The 18,889-nt window shown below is 38.9% G+C and carries 15 protein-coding genes; 13 read left to right on the top strand and 2 right to left on the bottom strand.

All coding sequences use genetic code 11. From position 1 onward, the window contains the following. The first annotated feature begins 56 nt into the window (after positions 1 to 56). The gene (locus tag G2999_RS01645; RefSeq protein WP_010178084.1) at positions 57 to 1,514 is read left to right on the top strand and encodes a sulfatase-like hydrolase/transferase; all 1,458 of its coding nucleotides are present in this window, start codon (positions 57 to 59) and stop codon (positions 1,512 to 1,514) included. Here G2999_RS01645 and G2999_RS13805 read toward each other — a convergent pair. Next, positions 1,477 to 1,971, bottom strand: coding sequence for a YgjV family protein (locus G2999_RS13805; RefSeq protein WP_029257323.1), 495 nt, complete (start codon positions 1,969 to 1,971; stop codon positions 1,477 to 1,479). The two genes, G2999_RS01645 and G2999_RS13805, sit on opposite strands and share 38 nt — an antisense overlap. 203 nt (positions 1,972 to 2,174) lie before the next feature. Here G2999_RS13805 and G2999_RS01635 point away from each other — a divergent pair, with 203 nt between their 5' ends. The 4 genes from G2999_RS01635 (at position 2,175) to G2999_RS01620 (ending at position 8,877) form a co-directional block, all read left to right on the top strand. Continuing rightward, a complete protein-coding gene (locus tag G2999_RS01635; RefSeq protein ID WP_010178079.1) occupies positions 2,175 to 4,367 on the top strand; it encodes a bifunctional rhamnulose-1-phosphate aldolase/short-chain dehydrogenase in 2,193 nt (730 codons plus the stop codon). Positions 4,368 to 4,416: 49 nt separating this feature from the next. Continuing rightward, a complete protein-coding gene (rhaI, locus tag G2999_RS01630; RefSeq protein ID WP_010178078.1) occupies positions 4,417 to 5,712 on the top strand; it encodes an L-rhamnose catabolism isomerase in 1,296 nt (431 codons plus the stop codon). A gap of 78 nt (positions 5,713 to 5,790) precedes the next feature. Further along, on the top strand, positions 5,791 to 7,452 hold the full coding sequence (locus G2999_RS01625) for a nucleoside transporter (protein WP_010178076.1): 1,662 nt from the start codon (positions 5,791 to 5,793) through the stop codon (positions 7,450 to 7,452). Positions 7,453 to 7,461: 9 nt separating this feature from the next. After that, positions 7,462 to 8,877: an FGGY-family carbohydrate kinase gene (locus tag G2999_RS01620; RefSeq protein ID WP_010178074.1), complete on the top strand. Its 1,416-nt coding sequence runs from the start codon at positions 7,462 to 7,464 to the stop codon at positions 8,875 to 8,877. Here the strand turns inward: G2999_RS01620 and G2999_RS01615 are convergent. Then, entirely contained in the window at positions 8,874 to 9,707 is an 834-nt protein-coding gene (locus tag G2999_RS01615; protein ID WP_010178072.1) for a DeoR/GlpR family DNA-binding transcription regulator, read from the bottom strand. The two genes, G2999_RS01620 and G2999_RS01615, sit on opposite strands and share 4 nt — an antisense overlap. 239 nt (positions 9,708 to 9,946) lie before the next feature. Between G2999_RS01615 and kduD the strand changes: the two genes are divergently transcribed. From kduD to G2999_RS11570, 8 genes are all read left to right on the top strand, one after another. Beyond that, the gene (gene kduD, locus G2999_RS01610; protein ID WP_010178070.1) at positions 9,947 to 10,720 is read left to right on the top strand and encodes a 2-dehydro-3-deoxy-D-gluconate 5-dehydrogenase KduD; all 774 of its coding nucleotides are present in this window, start codon (positions 9,947 to 9,949) and stop codon (positions 10,718 to 10,720) included. 130 nt (positions 10,721 to 10,850) lie between these two features. Continuing rightward, the gene (locus G2999_RS01605) at positions 10,851 to 11,990 is read left to right on the top strand and encodes an NAD(P) transhydrogenase subunit alpha (RefSeq protein ID WP_010178068.1); all 1,140 of its coding nucleotides are present in this window, start codon (positions 10,851 to 10,853) and stop codon (positions 11,988 to 11,990) included. Then, on the top strand, positions 11,990 to 12,265 hold the full coding sequence (locus G2999_RS01600) for an NAD(P) transhydrogenase subunit alpha (RefSeq protein WP_010178066.1): 276 nt from the start codon (positions 11,990 to 11,992) through the stop codon (positions 12,263 to 12,265). The genes G2999_RS01605 and G2999_RS01600 overlap by 1 nt, the downstream gene beginning before the upstream one ends. A gap of 6 nt (positions 12,266 to 12,271) precedes the next feature. Continuing rightward, the gene (locus G2999_RS01595) at positions 12,272 to 13,645 is read left to right on the top strand and encodes an NAD(P)(+) transhydrogenase (Re/Si-specific) subunit beta (RefSeq protein WP_029257321.1); all 1,374 of its coding nucleotides are present in this window, start codon (positions 12,272 to 12,274) and stop codon (positions 13,643 to 13,645) included. A 141-nt stretch (positions 13,646 to 13,786) separates the two neighbouring features. Next, a complete protein-coding gene (locus G2999_RS01590; protein ID WP_010178062.1) occupies positions 13,787 to 15,196 on the top strand; it encodes a sulfatase-like hydrolase/transferase in 1,410 nt (469 codons plus the stop codon). Positions 15,197 to 15,294: 98 nt separating this feature from the next. Then, positions 15,295 to 16,749, top strand: coding sequence for a BNR-4 repeat-containing protein (locus G2999_RS01585; protein WP_010178060.1), 1,455 nt, complete (start codon positions 15,295 to 15,297; stop codon positions 16,747 to 16,749). A gap of 29 nt (positions 16,750 to 16,778) precedes the next feature. Then, the gene (locus G2999_RS01580) at positions 16,779 to 18,029 is read left to right on the top strand and encodes a glycoside hydrolase family 105 protein (RefSeq protein WP_010178058.1); all 1,251 of its coding nucleotides are present in this window, start codon (positions 16,779 to 16,781) and stop codon (positions 18,027 to 18,029) included. A gap of 75 nt (positions 18,030 to 18,104) precedes the next feature. After that, positions 18,105 to 18,889 (top strand): ThuA domain-containing protein (locus tag G2999_RS11570; RefSeq protein WP_010178056.1); only part of this gene is annotated, 785 nt, incomplete at its 3' end.

Here is an 18,889-nt window from a genome sequence, read left to right as displayed (position 1 = left end):
CATTGCCCGTCTATTTGGTGCAAATTAAATCAAATAATTTCATTTATTAAACGATTATGAAACATCTTCTGCTCTTAATCATTATTTCTAGTTTACTAGGATGCGCTGTTAAACAAGAAGCTCAGACACCTAATATTTTATTTATCTACACTGATGACCAAGCGCCTTGGGCACTTGGATATTCGGGAAATACTCAGATTTACACCCCTAATTTGGATGACTTAGCTGAACAAGGTCTTTATTTACCGAACTCCTATACAACCACACCGGTATGCAGTCCTGCTCGAGCTGGTCTACTTACATCACAATACGGTTTTGAGCTAGGAATAGATGATTGGATCAACGTAAAAGCCAAAACTCTCACCGCGCATCAACCCTTGTTAGGCATTGAGCAGTCATATGAAACGTGGCCTGAAATTTTACAAAAGGTTGGCTACAAAACAGGTCTGATTGGTAAGTGGCATTTGGGATATCAACCGGAACATCATCCAACGCAGCACGGATACGATGAGTTTATTGGTTTCCTAGCTGGAGGCACTACGCCAGAGGATCCACGTTTGGAAGTGAACGGTGTTGAAACAAATGAACTTGGACTAACGGTCGAAGTCTTAACCAACCACGCCATTGCGTTTTTAAACAGACATAAGGACGATAAATTTGCGCTCTCGTTGCACTACCGGGCTCCACATTATCGCTTTTTGCCTGTTGCGCCAGAAGATGCCGCCCCTTATGAAGATGTAGAGATTGCTTTGCCTCATCCAGATTATCCTGGATTAAATACTGAGCGAGCACGAAAACTGATGCGTGAATATATGTCTAGTGTGACAGGTATCGATCGCAATGTGGGTTTATTGATGCAAACACTTGAGCAGTTGGGACTGTCACAAAATACCGTGGTTATATTTACATCGGATCACGGATACAACATCGCTCATAACGGTATGTGGCATAAAGGCAATGGTTATTGGTTACTGTATGAGCCTCCACTGGGGACTCCTAATGTACCGCGCGGCCAGCGTCCCAATATGTATGACAACAGTTTAAAAGTACCAACCATCGTACGTTGGCCAGGAGTAATACCCAAGGCATCTATTAACGATTCAACTATGTCAAATCTCGATTGGTTTCCAACGCTCGTTGCTATAGCGCGAGGAAAAGTGAGTAAGGATAACATTGTACGTGGACAGAGTTATTTGCCGTTGTTTTTAGATCCTGAGCAAATATTGTCCAGCGATTATTATGCTGCTTACTCGTCATTACACCAGTCAGTTACCCAAATGCGCAGCTATAGTGATGGGCGTTTTAAATTGATAAAAGATTTTAATAATTCACAGCGTGATGAAATGTATGATTTGAAAAATGATCCCGAAGAAAAGTTCAATATTATTAATAGTACAGAAGCAGATATCCAAAAAATAAAGGTAACATTTGACAAGGTTATTATTGAAAAAATGAACGAAACGAATGATCCAGCGCTTATTTACCATCGCTTTGTAGACGATAAATCGTCATAAGGTTAGTTGATATCACAAATACCTCCATCAAAGCACCACCGATAGTACCAATGTAAAGGTTATTGATTAACCAACACGAGGCGCCCAAAATGATACCGATGCGCATTTTGGTGCCGGATAAACAAAACAACGAATATATTCCGATGATACTGGCTACAATTGCGAAAATGTCCGTTACGGATTGGTAATTTATTGTGCCTATAATAAGCGTTATCAATATAAAAATGCATGCTACTATTAAAGACGAACTATATATCGATATGACAGTCCTGATAAGGCTTAATCCACATATCAAAGCTGGAACGTGAGCATCTAAGAAGTAAAAGTGTAAGCCATGTACGACATACAAAAGAGTGAGTAGCATTTTTAAAGTGCGATCATTGGTTTGATAATAAGCTAGTATGGCAAGAGCAAAGCTGAAACCACCTAGTAGTTGCCCAATCACTATTTCAGACATATTTATACTCATAGTTATATTTTATCTATTCTTATTTTTACAGATATCGTTTGTACTAATCAAATTTAATCATATTATGCGTAAACAAAACCATTGTGATTGAATTTGATTAAAATTGCTTGACTATGTTTATATCAGGGGTAGAATTGTAAAGATATCGTTAATTTAGTTTCCATTAAAGAACACTGGGAGAGACATTATCTATGTCGAATAAAAAAGAAGAATTCAAACATGTAAATTATAGCTGGGACGATGCACATGCTGCAGGGCTAAGTGAAGTTGAAAGCTTAGTTTACCGTTCTAATATACTTGGTGCAGATCAGCGTATAACTAATACCGGTGGTGGAAATACATCTGCAAAGTTAATCGAAAAAGATCCTCTCACTGGTGAAGACGTAGAAGTGTTATGGGTAAAAGGTTCTGGTGGCGATTTACGTACTGCCAAATTAGAAAACTTTTCATCACTTTATCAAGGTAAGTTAACCAGCCTTGATGATACATATCAAGCTAGAGACGATAAAGGTTATAAATCCGCAGGTGAAGATGCCATGATCGGCATGTATAAGCACTGTAATTTTTGTTTAAATCCTCGCGCATCGTCAATAGATACACCTCTTCATTCTATGATTGCTGATAAACATGTAGATCATTTACACCCAAATGCGGTTATTGCTATCGCCTCATGTAAAGACCAAGAAGCCCTCACAGAAGTTGTTTGGGGTGGGAAAATGGCATATGTTCCTTGGATGCGCCCAGGTTGGGAAGCTGCCAAAGTCTGCGAAGATGCATATGCTGCAAAACCAGATAGTGTAGGTATATTACTTGGCCAACATGGTCATACGAACTGGGAATCTGAAAGTAAAAGTTGTTATGAAACTTCATTGTGGGTTATTGAAACAGCAGCCCGTTATATTGAAAAACATGATAAAGGTGAAATGACTTTTGGTGGTGCTAAAGTTAAAAGTTTGTCTGATAATGAACGGACCGAGCTGCTTACTAAATTTTTACCTGTAGCTCGAGGTGTTTTATCAAATAAAGTTAAATTTGTCGCCACGGTGCAATCAGATGAAACAGCATTAAGATTTGTTAACAGTGTTGATGCGCCACGTTTAGCTAAGTTAGGCACATCATGCCCAGATCACTTTTTAAGAACTAAAATACAGCCGCTATATGTTGATTTTGACCCTGCTGTAGATGATTTTGATACTTTAGTAACTAAACTAAACACTGGTATTGTTCAATATCGCAAAGATTACGAAGCATATTATAATAATTGTAAGCGTGATGATTCACCAGCGATGCGTGATCCAAGTCCAACCGTTATATTAATTCCTGGTGTAGGTATTATTGGGTGGGGCAAAAATAAATCAGAGTCAAGAGTTACAACTGAATTCTATAATTGTGCAATTGAAGTCATGCGTGGAGCTGAAGCTATAAGTGAGTATACTGCTTTACCGCAACAAGAAGCATTCGATATAGAATACTGGGCATTAGAAGAAGCAAAACTTCAACGTATGCCAAAAGAAGCCACATTAGCACGTGATATTGTAGTGGTTATAGGAGCTGGCGACGGTATCGGTAAAGAAACAGCTTTCCGCGTTGCTAAAGAGGGTGCACACGTGGTATGTGCTGACCTGCGCTTAGATGCTGCACAAGCAACAGCAGATGAACTAACCGCTATTTATGGTCAAGGTATTGGTGTTGCAGGAACTGGTATTTCTGGTTGCGGTCCAGCAATTGCTTTAGCAGTAAATATTACTGACCGTCAGTCTGTATCAGAGATGTTCAAGCAGGTGACACTAGCTTACGGCGGAATCGATAAAGTTATCGTAACTGCTGGTGTTTTCTTAGCACCAGGTCAAGCAGGTATGGGCAATGATGAAATGTTTGATGTAAGTTTTGCTGTAAACGTCAAAGGTGGATACATTGTTGGTACTGAAGCCAATAAACTTTGGCAAGCACAAAACTTACCGGGCGCTATGGTATTAACCACCAGTGTAAATGCAGTGGTATCGAAAAAAGGATCATTGGCTTACGACACATCTAAAGCTGCAGCAAACCACTTGGTCCGTGAGCTAGCTGTCGAACTCTCTCCATTAGTAAACGTAAATGGTTTAGCTCCTGCTACAGTCGTCAAAGGAAGCACAATGTTCCCACGTGACCGGGTTATAGCATCTTTAAGTAAATATCATGTTGATTATTCTGAAAATGACAGTGATGATGAATTACGTGATAAGTTAGCGATTTTTTATGCCCAGCGTACATTAACCAAACAGCCAATTACTCCCGCAGATCAAGCCGAAGCAGCATACCTAATGGTGTCTGGTCAACTCAGTAAAACAACGGGCCAAATCATCAGTGTTGATGGCGGATTACATGAAGCATTTTTGCGTTAAATAACAACGTATAACAATGTAACTACAACGAATTTATAGGTGAAAATATATGCAGCAACAACGTATCGATAAAGCAATTATAGCTGAACAAAACGCAAAACTAGAAGCAAATTTGCAAGAAGATTATCAAGCGCTAGGTAACAAACTAGCGCGTGACAACATTAATATTGATGAAATTACATCGGCCGCTGAAAAGTTCCAAATTGCTGTACCTTCTTGGGGTACAGGTACTGGTGGTACGCGTTTCGCGCGCTTCCCGGGTGAAGGTGAGCCACGTAATATTTTTGAAAAACTTGAAGATAGTGCCGTTATCAATGATTTAACTCAAGCGACAGAGCGTGTTTCTCCGCACTTCCCTTGGGATAAAGTAGATGATTTTAGTGAGTTAAAAGACGCATCTGACGCACTAAATTTAAAATGGGATTCAATCAATTCAAACACGTTCCAAGATCAGCCAGGACAAGAACACAGCTTTAAATACGGTAGCTTGAGTAACACAAGTAAAGATAGTCGTGATTTAGCCATCGCTCATAATCTAGAGTGTATTGAGTGGGGTCAAATGTTGGGTTCTAAGACATTGACTGTATGGGTTGGAGACGGTTCTAATCATCCCGGTCAACAACATTTTCAGCATGCGTTCGAACGTTATTTAGAAAGTATGAAAGAAATTTATGCTGGACTACCAAGTGATTGGGAAATGCATATCGAGCACAAAATGTTCGAACCTGCTTTTTATTCAACAATTATTCAGGATTGGGGAAGTAATATACTCGCGGCAATGGAACTAGGTCCACAAGCCAAATCGTTAGTTGATTTGGGACACCATGCACCTAACGTAAACATTGAAATGATCGTGTCACGCTTGATTCAGTTTAAGAAGTTAGGTGGTTTCCACTTTAACGATTCTAAATATGGCGATGACGACTTGGATAGCGGTAGTCTACATCCATATCAGCAGTTCTTGATTTTTAACGAGTTAGTTGATGCAGAACATCGCAACCAAGCAGAATTTAATCCAAACTATATGCTCGATCAGTCTCACAATGTGACAGATCCAATTGAAAGCTTGATGAATTCAGCGGCTAGCGTGCAGCGCTCTTACATAGCAGCCTTATTGGTTGACCGCAATGCATTAACTCAATATCAAGCTGACAATGATGCACTAATGGCAAGCAACACTTTGAAAAAAGCGTTCACAACCGACGTATCTCCAATCTTAGAGATGGCACGCTTACGCAAGGGCGGAGCAATTGATCCGATTGCTACATACCGTGCATCTGGTTATAGAAGTGCAGTAGCTAAAGTACGTCCTAATAGTGGCGGCAACGGCTCAGGTATTGTTTAAATATAAAATGATGTATGCCTGTTAATGGCAACTTAATAATAAAAAAAATGCAGCAAAGTAAGCTGTCATGGAGTAGTTATGTCAAGTGCAGAAGAATTTGAAACCCAACCGGTCTCGCCCGATAAATTACAAGGCCCTAAACCATTTGCCGCCAGTTACTCTGGTGAGCATGTGGCAGGTACTGAATTTGTTATAGGTGCATTATTTGTGTCTTGGGGTGTTGGTGCTGGTGACATTTTAGTCGGTTTGCTGTTTGGTAATTTACTAGCTGTATTAACCTGGGGATTGATTACTGCACCGATTGCTACCGATACCAGACTTACTTTGTATGCGTATTTAGAGAAAATTGCCGGTCCTGGTACCATTAAATTTTACAGTGTTGTGAACGGCGTTTTGTTCTGTGTGCTAGCAGGCGCCATGATCACCGTTTCTGCGTCCGCTGTAAGAATTTTATTTGGTATAGATGACCAAATAGGGTATTTCCCAACGGATATGCGCTTTGTATTGGTTGTCCTTGGTGTTGGTGCTGTCGTAGTTTATATGGCGGTTAAGGGTTTTAAAAAATTAGCAGCTTTTGCTGAAGTGTGCGCACCTTGGATGATACTCATGTTTATTGTCGGTGCACTAGTAATGTTGCCAACTACAGTTCTTGCAACAGCAGGCGTTGATGGTATCAGCAGCTTTAGTGATTTTCTTAAAGTAGCAAATGATTCAATTTGGATAGATAACGATAGTGATATTGGTATCTGGCACGTTGCTGCCTTTGCGTGGATTGCGAACTTAGCCATGCACGGTAGCTTAGGCGATATGACTCTATTGCGTTTTGCAAAGAAATCTAAATATGGATACTTTTCAGCTTTAGGTATGTTCATTGGTCACTATATTGCTTGGGTGTGTGCAGGTATCATGGGCGCAGGAGCTGCTATCTTACTTAATACCAGCATTACTGCTATCGACCCAGGTACAGTTGCGTTCTCTGCTTTAGGTGCATCTGGTATCTTAGCCGTTATTATCGCCGGGTGGACTACATCTAACCCAACTATTTATCGTGCGGGTCTTGCGTTTAGTTCACTAAACCATGCGTGGGGTAGAACACGCGTGACCATTGTGGTCGGTATTATTACCACGATTATTGCGTGTTCGCCGTTTGTATTTTCTAAGTTACTTGGTTTTGTTGGCTATATGGGCATGTTACTAGCCCCTGTGGGTGCAATCATCGTTACCGAGCACTGGTTATTTGCCAAGTTAGGCTTGACGCGTTACTGGTCAAAATATAAGGGTAACACTACAAACATAGCTGCGCTTGCTACCTGGATTATTTCCGTCGTCGCAGGTATTACAGTAGAACAAACTGGTTTATTGCACTTATTTTTCATCCTTATTCCACTGTGGATTTTTGCAACAGTGCTTTACATTGGGTTGGCTTCTGTAATGGGTGCTAAAGAAACCTATTCACAAGCCGCAGAACATGAAGCTGCTGAATTCCAACGAAAAGAAGCAGAGCGTGCGTATTTAGCGAATGATTTAGCTGAAACACAAGCAAATCCAAAGAAAAAAGTCACTACGCAAGTGTTAGTTGCAAAATACGCTTCCTACCTAGCCCTAATAAGTTGCGCTTATTTAGGTGTTATGTCGTATGCAACAGAAAATATTGACCTTGCAACAACTTGGCTCCTATTACCAACGTTAATTTACTTTGTTACTGCAACTTATGCCATGTTGCAGCAAGACAAGAACTAGGGATTAATGATGTCTGTTGCAGAGTTATCTCATACATTAATTATTGATATTGGTAAAACACACGTTAAGTTGTTGGTGTTGAATAGTTGCTATGAAGCGGTCCATTCAACCCAAATGAGCAATACGCCAGTGCTTTCAGATATCTACCCATGCGCAGATGTTTCTGCCATTTGGAAGTGGCTATGTTCATCTATTACAACTATAACACCTAAATACTCGATCACTAAGATGACGATTACAACACATGGGGCGACAGCTGCGTTAATTGATAAACACAATGCTTCGCCTGACGGTTTAGTTTTACCGATTCTTGATTATGAATGTACTAAACCTTTCGATGATTCTATTAGTTATGAAACGGACCGTCCTGATTTCGTAGATACTTTCTCTCCGAGCTTACCTGGGGGGCTGAATCTAGGACGTCAGCTGTATTGGCTGAAAGAGTCATTCCCAGAGGCATTTGCTAATACCACGGATATTCTCATGTACCCTCAGTATTGGGCGTGGCGGTTTACCGGAGAGAGTGTTTCGGAAATTACTTCTTTAGGTTGTCACACCGATTTGTGGTCAATTAAAGACAACACATATTCTGAACTTGTCAAACAATTAGATTGTATCGATTTATTTCCTAAACTCAAACCAGCGTGGCACAAGGTTGGTGATATTAAAGACGATTTATGCCATCAATTGGGTTTACCTAAAGGTTGTGAGTTCTTCAGTGGTTTACATGATAGTAATGCAAGTTTTTTACGTTACCGTATTGCTCAAGAAAATAAGCCTTTTACAGTTATTTCTACTGGCACTTGGACCATATTAATGGCATCTCAGGTTTCACTTTCTAATCTTAAAAGTGATAAAGATATGCTTGCTAATATCGATGCATTTGGTTCACCAATAGCATGTGCAAGATTTATGGGTGGAAGAGAATTTGAAGCTATTTGTGAACAGGCTGGTTCTTGGTTAGGTGAACAATTTAATCAAAATGATATTCAGAATGTAATTAATAATGAAGTATTTGCATTGCCTGATTTTAGTGATGGCTCGGGTCCATTTGGCGGTGCCCAATCTAAACTCATTGGCCCTGTAAATGAAGTTAGTGGAATCGCTATTGCTACGTTGTATTGTGCACTTATGATTGATTACCAGCTTGATATGTTAGGTGCTCATGGCGATGTTTATATCGAGGGTGCTTTCCTTAAAAACCCTTTGTTATGTTCTATTGTTAACTCACTCAGATTAAATCAAGAAGTCATGTTGTCTGAAGATAGTACTGGCACTGTATTAGGTGCTGCATATCTTACTCAGTGGGATACAGAGAAACCCATTCTTACTGTTAGTCCTGCAACAGTAATTCAACTTGAAGGGTTAGATGAATTTAAACAAAAATGGAGAGAACTTACTAAATCTAATGAAGCTGTAGATTAATCATCTACAGCTTCAACAATTAGAACTTCAATCCCATTTTCTTCAAGAAACTTCACTTCTTTTGGATCAACTTTTGAATCCGTAATAATAATATCGACCTCTGAAAGAGGGCAGAGTACTAGGCTGCTTTTTTTGCCAATCTTACTGCTATCGGCAAGAATAACTAGTTTCTCAGCTTGTTTTTTCAACTTTTGTTCAGAACGAATAAGTAAAGGATCTGATTCCATTACACCGAATCTACTCACACCAGGTGATCCCATAAACATCATTTTTCCATGGTAGTAAGGTGTGCAATCGTTTTCATAAGAGCTTAAAATAATGCCCTGTTCTCGATATATCTCACCACCTGGAAGGCTTACCTGGTTATCGCTATTTTCAGTTATATGATTTGCAAGTACAAATGAATTTGTGAAAACATTCACAGAAACCTGTGGTAGGAATTCGCCCATCATAAAGGTTGAACTTCCACCATTGATAATGATTGAATCACCATCTGAACATAACTCAACGGCGCGTTTTGCAATGCGTTTTTTGGTTTCAGAGCGTTTCGCTTTATCTACTCTAAAAACACTACTTGCAATATGTTTTTTAATTGGTTCACCATGAATAGATTCAGCACCACCTCGAATCTTTTTTATTTCATTGCGTTTAGCCATTTTAGTAATGTCACGTCTAATAGTGGCCTCAGACGAATTTAGCTTTTCAGTAAGACTTCTTACACTTGCAAACTGTTGCTGGTCTAAAATATCTTTTATTAGTTGTTGTCTATGTTTTTCTAACATAGGGTTACCACCATGTTCAGTTGAATTGTCATTATTTTTATTATACATAAACTACATTTAAGTTATTGAAGCTAATATAATATAGTACTTCAGTCACAGGTGATTGTAAAAGAAAAGTTATGACGTAAATGGATAATTTTCTTTACATTAGGTGTAAATTTATATAAGTAAATAAAAATATAGATATTAAGCAAGCGATAGCAATCAATATCGATTAAATCTAATCATTTACAATCACTTGATTTATTGTTAACCTCATTATTATCGTAATAATTAGGACAATATTTATGCCTTCATATTTAGAAAATCAATTTGGGTTAAAAGATAAAATTGCAGTAGTAACTGGTGCTACAAGAGGATTAGGTCAAGCAATGGCACTGGCTATGAGCGATGCGGGAGCAACTGTTGTTGTGGTTGGTTCTCGTATTGAAAATTTAGAACAAACGTCTTCATTATTGAAAGCTAAAAATAATGATTTTTTAGCGTTGGCATGTGATCAATCTAAAGGCGAACAAATTATTGCTGTCATTGACGCTGTTGTAGCAAAGTATGGTCGTATTGATATTCTTGTTAATAATGCAGGCACAATAAGGCGTGCACCTGCGCATGAATTTTCAGATGATGACTGGAATGAAGTTATTAATGTGAATTTAAATGGTGTTTTTAAGTTTTGCCGTGAGGCTGGAAATCATATGCTCAAGCAAGGTTCTGGAAAGATCATTAATATTGCTTCTTTACTCAGTTTTTCAGGTGGGATTACCGTTCCTGCATATGCAGCGAGTAAAGGTGGTGTTGCCCAAATAACCAAAGCACTAGCTAACGAGTGGGCGAGCTCAGGTATTCAAGTGAATGCAATTGCACCTGGATATTTTGAAACAGACAATACTACCAATATCCGTAACGATAAAGACCGTTACGAAAGTATCACTGCCCGCATACCTTGTGGTGAATGGGGAAAACCTGAAGACCTAGCTGGTGCTACTGTTTTCCTAGCAAGTTCCGCATCTAACTACATGAATGGACATGTAATGTTAGTCGATGGAGGATGGATGGCACGTTAAGCCAACATCTACGAATAATACCTAGAATAGTATAGTTCTTCCGTAATGTCGTACCTTACATTTTAAGGTGCGATGTTTTGCGCATTAATTAAAAAGGTATTGAGTTTATTTATAACTATTAGGATATGTTATGAAAGTGATTGCTTTTCCGTGTGAATTGGATTCCCAAGAAGCACGTTGTGCACTATTGCCCAATAATATTAAATCGTACACATTAATGGGTTATTCAGTATTAATAGAATCTGGTTTGGGATTCCAGCTAAATATTGAGGATTCTGACTATAATGATGCAGGTGCTGTTGTTGCTGACTCGAGAGAGGATTTATTTAAACGTGCGGATTTGATTTTGAGCGTGCGAAAAATACCACAATCTGAATTATCACAAGTTCAAGGCAAAATTCTAATCAGTTTTTTAGACGCATTTAATGAAGATGCCTATCTTGATGCCCTAACTACTTACCGTATTACCAGTTTTAGCATGGAAATGATCCCACGTTCTACACGTTGTCAAAAAATGGATGCCCTGAGTTCTCAGGCTAGTTTGGCAGGGTATGCAATGGTTATCCAAGCACTTAATAATTACAGATCTATAATGCCAATGATGATGACTGCTGCAGGCACTATTAAACCGGCTAAAGTGTTTGTTATTGGTGCTGGAGTGGCTGGTCTCCAAGCAATTGCAACTGCCAAAAGATTAGGTGCGACTGTGACTGCTTTTGATACACGAACAGTTGTGGCAGACCAAGTACGCTCTCTAGGTGCAAAGTTTTTAGAGATTGATTTGGGTGAGACAAAGCAAACCGAGCAAGGTTATGCTCAAGCACTCAGCACCGAACAATTAGCAATTCAACAAGCCGAACAAGCTAAGTGTATCTGTGATTCGGATATTGTCATTACGACCGCACAACTGTTTGGTAGAAAACCCCCAGTGTTAATTAAAGATGAAACTATAGCCCAGATGAAACCTGGAGCAGTTATCGTTGATATGGCAGCACTAGATGGTGGCAATGTTGAAGGTACTGTTCCTGGTGAGGTCATTGTAAAGCACAAGGTGACAATTGTGGGTACGGGTAATTGGCCAAATATGGTTGCTTACAATGCTTCGCAAATGTATGCGAACAACTTGCAAAATTTGGTTTCTGAATTTACTGATTCGGACGAACAGACTTTCAGTATCGATTTGGAAGATGAAATTCAAATTCTTGCTGTGATTACACATAACGGGTCCGTTACCAACCAGATGGTGCAAAACTCACTTAAGGAAGCATAATGATTGCTATTTATTTACTGTTTATTTTGATATTGGCCATTGTTGTTGGCTTCGAACTCATTCGTAAAGTGCCTTCTACCTTACACACTCCATTGATGTCAGGTTCTAATGCTATTTCTGGCATCACTTTGATTGGTGCATTAAGTCTATCCGGCGGTGAACACTCACAATTCGCCACTTGGCTTGGATTTGCTGCTGTTGCTCTGGCAACAATTAACGTGGTCGGTGGTTATTTGGTGACTGATCGCATGTTAGCTATGTTTAAGAAGCGATAGGAGCATATTGTGCAAGACTATAATGTATTAATTAATTTTGTTTATGTCGTTTCGGCAGTTTTATTTATTTTTGGTTTGAAGTTATTAAGCCATCCAGCGACTGCTAGAAAAGGAAACCTATTATCCGCACTGGGTATGTTTGTTGCAGTGATTGTGACTCTATTGGATAAAAACATTTTATCATTTGAGCTTATTTTAGCAGGTATTGTCGTTGGTTCAGCTATTGGTGTGTTTACTGCTAAAAAGATAGAAATGACGGCTATGCCGGAACTAGTATCACTTTTCAACGGCATCGGTGGACTTGCTAGCTTGGCGGTTGCCTATGCAACGATTGTGTCTGCTGAACAAATTAATGTGTTTATCTTAACCGTCAGTGTGTTGGCCTTATTAATCGGAGCGATTACCTTCTCAGGCAGTGTTATCGCATGGGCCAAATTAAGCGAGCGTATGATTGGACGTCCGATTGTGTTTAAAGGACAAGTAGTGTTTAACGCCGCATTAATCGTTGCTATTGTTGCTCTTAGCGTACTTGTCGTTATACAGCCAAGCGTTGCGACGTGGCATATTGTTCTGATTGCATTGGCATTGCTGATGGGCGTGATGTTTGTGTTACCGATTGGTGGCGCGGATATGCCAGTAGTGATTTCATTATTGAATAGTTACTCTGGTTTGGCGGCCTGTGCTGCAGGTTTTGCGCTAGAAAATAATCTATTGATTGTGGCGGGCTCTTTAGTAGGGGCAAGCGGTATCATTTTGACTAACATAATGTGTAAAGCAATGAATCGTTCACTGATTAATGTATTAACATCAGGTTTCCAAGCGGTAATAACCAGCGATGTCAAAATTGAAGGTGAGATCAAACCATTAACACCTGAGGATGCATTTTATGTTCTAGAAGCTGCGCAATCTGTGCTAGTAATTCCTGGTTATGGGATGGCAGTAGCGCAAGCGCAACACGTGATGAAAGAGCTGCAAGAGTTACTTGAGAAAAACGGTGCAGAAATGGCCTATGCTATACACCCAGTAGCTGGCAGAATGCCTGGACATATGAATGTCTTGCTTGCAGAAGCGGATGTTTCATATGAGCAATTATTCGAAATGGATGAAATCAATGCACGCATCGATACATTTGATGTTGCCATCGTCATTGGCGCAAACGATGTAGTCAATCCAGCAGCAAGAGAACTACCAGGTAGTCCTATATATGGTATGCCAGTTATTAATGCCGATTTAGCCAAAAATGTATTTGTTCTTAAGCGTGGTATGGCTGCGGGCTTTGCTGGTATTGAAAATCCATTATTTTTTAAACAAAATACCCGAATGATCTTTGGTGATGCTAAAGAGACACTGGGTAACCTTGTCCGTCAGTTCTCATCATGAGAACTGACGTATAATTAATACCTCACTAAAGCAGTCATTTTTAGTCAAATTAATTCAAATTAAGTCTTTTTGTCCATCAAAGTTTGTTGTAAACTAAACGTTAATCTGATGATAATGCTGTTAAATAAGGTAAACCTTCAAATGAAAATTCAACGTATTAGATCACTACCGATTATGCTTGGTTCTGTTGCATTAACTTTAATGTCTTATGTATCAGTGGCCGCAGATAAGCCTAATGTTTTATTTATATTAACTGATGATCTTGGTTTTAATCAGGTAGGCGCTTATAGCTCGACTAAGATTAAAACCCCTAATTTAGATGAGATGGCTGCGAACGGTGTTCGTTTTGAGCAAGCATATTCAGGTAATACTGTGTGTTCACCATCTCGCGTTTCACTATTTACAGGTCGTGATGGCCGATATATGTCAAATAATTCAAACACAGTTCAGCTTGAAGAAATTGATATTACAATGGCTCATGTTTTAAAACACGCAGATTATGATACGGCGTTATTTGGTAAGTATTCTATTGGTTCCAAAATGGGTGTGACTGATCCACTCGCCATGGGTTTTGACACTTGGTACGGCATGTACTCTATCTTAGAAGGTCATCGTCAATACCCACAAATCTTATGGCGTGATGGTGTTAAAGAACGTATTAAAGCTAATGAAGGTGGTCGACAAGGTGCATATGCGTCTGAGATCTTTACTAATGAAACCATTGATTTCATTAAACAGGACCGTGAAAACCCATTCTTTGTGATGCTAGCTTATACATCTCCGCATGCTGATTTAGCGGTCCCTAAACAGTACAGCGACATGTATGATTTCCCTGAAACCCCTTATTTAGGTATGCAAAATGGGAAACCAACAGATAAGTACGCATGGTATTACCCAGAGCCAATTGAACGTCCTAATGCGGTGCTTGCAGGTATGGTTACGGCATTAGACGATTATGTTGGTCAATTAATAGATACTCTTAAAAAAACGGGTCAATTAGACAATACTATTATTATTTTCACATCTGATAATGGTCCTCACGACGAGGGCGGTGCGGATCCTGAGTTCTTTGATGCTGCAGCACCTTACAAAGGACAAAAGCGTGATTTATATGATGGTGGTATTCACGTACCAATGATCCTGCATTGGCCTGACCAAATTAAACAAGGTCGTGTCGATCAAACTCCTTGGACGTTTGCAGATGTCTTACCAACCCTTGCGGACATTGCAGGTGTAAATTTAGATTTGGTACCACGTGTTCGCACTAATGGTGTATCAATTAAATCAATCTTAAATGATAGCCCTATTGAAATGCCTGAGCGTACATTGTATTGGGAGTTTTCGAAACAGGTTGGTGATCCAAATTCAGGTATTATAGGTGATACTTTTCAAGCAGCACGCAGGGGTGATTGGAAAGCTGTTCGTTATGGATTTGATGCTGATTTAGAGCTTTATAATATTTCTAATGACCCAAATGAGTCAAATAATTTGGTATTGAAAGAAAAGAAAATAGCTAAAGAATTTTTAGATATGTTTGAAACATATAAATAAAAATAAGAGTGTGTTTAACCCTTGGCATTGTTAGGTTTGTCATGCTTATCAATGTCCAAGGGCTCCTTAATTTAATTCTCAATAGGACTCTATTAAATATGAGTGGTATTAAAAAGTTATGTCAGTCAAATAAAAAAATTATAACAATAATTACTTCACTTACTTTGTTATACACTATTTCTGCTTGCACAGGTATTCAAACTGCAAACGTTGATTATTTTGCTGATAACGGTACAGGAAATTCATTAGCAATTGTTCAAAATCCTGCTGGTATTTACCATAAAGGAATTACCTATGTATCTTATCAAGGTCCATTTGAAGACCCATATATTGCATCTTATAACCATAAGACGGGTGAGTGGTTAGGACCTTTCCGTGCTGGCACGAGTGAGTTGGGTCGTCGTGAGGGTAGAACAAAATTTGATAATCATGGTAAACCAACATTATTAATCGATGACGAAGGTTATATTCATGTTTATTACGGTGGTCATGGTGGTGATAAGCATCATGGGACTAATACTTTAGGTAACATTCATCATGGCGCTAATAAAAATTCAATATCTAAACGTCCATTAGATATTACTGAATGGGATGAAGTAGATAATATTTCAGTATTCGGTACATATAATCAAGCTATTAAGATGGATAATGGTGATATTTATCTATTCTATCGTCACGGTGCGCATAGAAGTGACTGGGTTTATCAAAAATCAACCGATAATGGCAGAACTTATGATGCCCCTGTCTCTTTCTTAAAGCATAAAAGACGTACGGATTTAGATGCTGTTGATAGCTGGTATGCCTGGGCTGTGAAAGGTGAGGGTAATAATATAATTGTTGGTTTTGATTATCATTTATGTTGGGATGGAAGAGCGGAACCTAGTGGTCGAGGTCATACGACAGAACGTCATGATGCGCACTTTATGTCATTTAATACACAAACAGGTGAGTGGACAAACGTTCAAGGTGATTTATTAAATATGCCATTGAATCGAGAAGAGGCAGAGCAGAAAACGTTAGCTGCAAGTACTGGCGATATGTGGACATTTAACGGGTCTGTTAAACTAGATTCTGAGGGTCATCCTCATATTGCTACTAATTATGGTGTCGATCTTGGTAAAAAAACAGGTGGGCCAAAATTAACTCACCACCTACGATGGAATGGCAGTGATTGGTCGCAACCAACAACAGTTAATGGAAAAATATCAGGGGAGTCTCGTGGGGACTTTACTGTGAGTTCTTCCTCAAATATTGAATTTATACTTTCAGATAATGATGGTACGGACGCTACAATTACACGTTGGGTAAGTGATAATGGTGGTAAATCCTTCTCTAAAAAAGATGAATTATTAAGACGACCTAGTTCAACCTTTGCAGTTTCATCGTTGATTGAAAACTCTCATCCAGATGCCCGCTTAATCGTAGCAGAACGTTCTAGGTTAACACCACATAGAAAAATTTACCTTGTGGGTGACAATGGTCCGCTTGGACGATTATTACAAGATGCAACGCTCGAAAAAGATAGTTCTGTGTTCGTGTCTAAAATCAAATAGCTTATTTAAAAATTATCAGAGGAAGTATCATGTATAAAAAGAAAAGAGGCTTTAGTCTTTCTGCATTGGCATTAAGTATCGCCTTAACTGGTTGTTCAGGTAACGATGAAGTAAATACACAATCTACATCAGCCGTGGCTGATGTAAAAGAAGTAGCTACGCAATCTTACAGTCAAGCGATATCTGCAGAAGAAATTCGGAATTCTGCTTATGATATTGCAACGCGTGCAGGAGCCTGGCAAATTGAACAGTTAGGTAATTTAAATTATATACCTGAGTCACATCGTGCTAAATCTGAAAATGCCAAATTTTGGATCCAAGCGGCTTTTTATATCGGTTTAACTGAGTGGACGGGCATATCTAAAAATCCTGAATTCTTAGCTCACCTTGAAAAAATGGCTGCAGAAGAAGAGTACGGTTTATTAACAGATCGCCCTTATCACGCAGATGACCATACCATTGGCCAAACTTATCTCTGGTTAACTGAGCAAACCGGAAATAAAGCAGCATATGGTCCGACCCAAGAACATTTTGACTGGATTTTAGCTAACCAGCCTAATGTTGGGTTGGAAATGCTTGATAGTACCGCAAGTGGGTCTGGTAAATTGCATAATGAAGGTAATTGTCAACTTCGCTGGTGTTGGGCAGATGCATTATTTATGGCACCAAGAACCTGGTTGAAGTTATCCAATGCGACTGGCGATCCTAAATATTTTGAATATGCTGATAAAGAGTTTTGGGCCGCAGCTGATTATTTATTCTCTGATAAGTATGGCTTATTTTTTCGTGATAGCCGTTATTTTGATATGAAAAGTGACAATGGTGAGCCTGTTTTCTGGGGCCGTGGTAATGGATGGGTTTTTGCTGCCCTGCCTTTAATTATTAATGATTTACCAGATGATCATCCATCACGTCCACGTTACATTGAATTATATAAGAAAAATGCTGCTGCTTTATTAAAATTACAAACAGCAGATGGCTATTGGCCAGCTTCCTTGATGGATCCTAATAAAGTTAAAACACCTGAAATTAGTGGTACTGGCTTTATTACTTATGGTTTAGCTTGGGGTGTAAACAATGGAATTTTAGATGATACTGAATCTAAAAAGATTGTCGAGGATGGTTGGCGGGCAATTCAACAAGCCATTAGCGGTGATGGTCGAGTTAATTGGGTACAACATGTTGGTAAGTCACCAGACCCGGTTAAAAAGACCGATTCTCAGTTATATGGAACTGGTGCGGTATTGCTAGCTGCATCTGAAATGTCGAAATGGCAATAAGCTCAGTCAATCAAAATAGGCACTATATGTGCCTATTTTTTTTTATTGTATTAATGTTTTAGTTGGTAGGTTTTTATGAAATTTCATTTATTTTTTATCTTAATAATATTTTTAACAGCATGCTCAGTTTCTAATCCTCCAAATACTATAAAAAATAAAATAGTTTCCTCTTCTCAACAACCTTTACCAATAAAAGTTTTGATAGTTGATGGTCAAAACCATCATACTGTTTGGCCTAAAAGTACGGTGATGTTAAAACAATATTTAGAGTCTTCTAATTTATTTTCTGTTGATGTTTACCGCACAAGACTATTATGGCGTGGTGAAGAAGAACAATCTTATTTAGCACCTTATACGCCTGATGATTATCAACACTTACCTAAACCACAAACGGACTTTACATTTAATCCCATTTTTAACGAATACGATGTTGTGATATCTAATTTTGGTTACAATGCAGCGGATTGGCCGATTAATGTTCAGCGCTCATTTGAAGAATATATGCGAAATGGGGGAGGGTTTGTTTCAATTCATTCTGCGAATAATAGCTTCCCAAATTGGAAAGCATATAATGAAATGACAGGCCTTGGTGGCTGGGGAGGTCGTGATGAAAAAAGTGGACCTTACGTTTATTTCTCTGAAGAAGGTGGTTTAGTCACTGATTTTTCGAAAGGCCCAGGGGGAGCTCATGGTAATAAACATGAGTTTCAAATTAAGACTCGTAACGAGCATCCTATTTTAGCTGGTTTACCTAATGTTTGGATGCATACTAAAGATGAATGTTATGGTAATTTACGTGGTCCTGCAATAAATATGACTGTTATAGCTTCTTCACTATGTCCAGTATCACAAGGAGGTAC

Source organism: Glaciecola sp. HTCC2999, assembly GCF_000155775.1.
In the GTDB taxonomy this organism is placed as follows: Bacteria; Pseudomonadota; Gammaproteobacteria; order Enterobacterales; family Alteromonadaceae; genus Opacimonas.
The sequence above is the reverse complement of the archived record's forward strand: the minus strand, read 5'-3'. Positions and strand labels throughout refer to the sequence as shown.